Annotated in this window: 4 protein-coding genes; all 4 read left to right on the top strand. The window is 70.8% G+C overall.

The features are described from left to right. A partial coding sequence (locus C5F48_RS23870; protein WP_181247775.1) for a phage major tail tube protein occupies window positions 1–259 on the top strand: 259 nt, incomplete at its 5' end. 126 nt (window positions 260–385) lie between these two features. Continuing rightward, window positions 386–682, top strand: coding sequence for a phage tail assembly protein (locus C5F48_RS23865; RefSeq protein WP_107666137.1), 297 nt, complete (start codon window positions 386–388; stop codon window positions 680–682). Between the two features lie 26 nt (window positions 683–708). Further along, entirely contained in the window at window positions 709–834 is a 126-nt protein-coding gene (locus C5F48_RS23860; RefSeq protein WP_107666136.1) for a GpE family phage tail protein, read from the top strand. Then, on the top strand, window positions 827–1,339 hold a 513-nt coding region (locus C5F48_RS23855), incomplete at its 3' end, for a tape measure protein (RefSeq protein ID WP_258186576.1). The genes C5F48_RS23860 and C5F48_RS23855, both read left to right, overlap by 8 nt.

The raw sequence follows: 1,339 nt of genomic DNA, 5'->3' as shown, positions 1-1,339 counted from the left end.
CCTGCGCCCGGGCATGCAGAGCCCGACCGACGGAAGCGCCACGACGGTGATCGCCACGCTCTCCGGCCTCGTCAGCGCCAACGACTACGGCGACCTGAAGCCCGGGACCGGCTCGATGCTGAAGCTCACCATGGACGTGCGCGCCTACAAGCTGGAGGTGGAGGGCGAGACCGTGCTGGAGATCGACCTCGTCAACGCCATCCGCCGCATCGGCGGCACGGATCAGCTCGCCGAGATGCGCCGCGCCATGGGCTTCTGAGGTTTGCGGCGGCGGTGATGAACGCCGCCGCCCCTTCGCGCTTTTCTACCATCAACAGCTCCGAAGCCGCCGATGACTTGGCCGGGGCGCGACCCTTCACCCCCCGTTTAAAGAGGCCGTCAAACCATGTCCAAGACCACCCTCGTCTCGCCCGTCAAACGCGCCGCCGGTGACGTGACCACCGTCGGCGTCCGCAAGCCCGATGTCGGGGCGCTCCGCGGGCTGAAGCTCACCGACGTGCTGCAGATGGACGTGAACGCGATCAGCCGGCTGCTGCCCCGCATCACCGAGCCGTCGCTCCTGCCCGACGAGGTGGCCGAGCTCGACCCGGCCGACTTCCTGTCTCTCGCCGCCGAGGTCGTCGGTTTTTTCGTGACGGCGGAGATGAAGGCGGAGGCCGAGGCGGAGCTGCGGCTGCAGTAGACCTGCCCGACGACATCGAGGAGGCGATGGCCGACATCGCCATCGTCTTCCACTGGCCGCCCGCCGCGATGGATCCGATGTGTCTCGAAGAGCTGGCGCGCTGGTGGGCCAAGGCCCGCGCCCGCGCCGCCCCGGAGGAGAGCGATGGCTGATCTCAACGTGCAGCTGATCCTGCGGCTGGTGGACCGCGCCACCGCCCCGGCCCGCGCCGCGCTCCGCGGCATCGAGCGGATCGGCGGCGAGGGGCTGCTGCGCCAGGCGGCGATGGTCGGCCGCGGGACCGAGCGCATGGCATCGGGCTTCGGCCAGGTCACCCGCTCGGCCCTCACCGGAGCCGCCGTCATCACCGGCCTCGCCGGATCGGTCGCCGCACTCGGCGCGAGCTTCATCGCGCCGGCCGCCCAGTTCGAGCGCTTCCGCGTCCAGCTCACCAATCTCGAAGGCTCCGCCGAGGGAGCCGAGCGGGCGATGACCTGGATCGAGGACTTCGCCGTCCGCACTCCCTTGGAGCTCGAGGACACGGTCGCCGCTTACGCCCGGCTGAAGGCCTTCGGCATCGACCCGACCAAGGGCGCGCTCCAGGCCCTGACCGACACCATGGCGGCCACGGGCGGCGGCTCGGAGCAGCTCGACGGGCTGGTGCTGGCGCTGGGGCAA

Origin of the sequence: Cereibacter changlensis JA139, assembly GCF_003034985.1 — a bacterium.
In the GTDB taxonomy this organism is placed as follows: domain Bacteria; phylum Pseudomonadota; class Alphaproteobacteria; order Rhodobacterales; family Rhodobacteraceae; genus Cereibacter; species Cereibacter changlensis.
The sequence above is the reverse complement of the archived record's forward strand: the minus strand, read 5'-3'. Positions and strand labels throughout refer to the sequence as shown.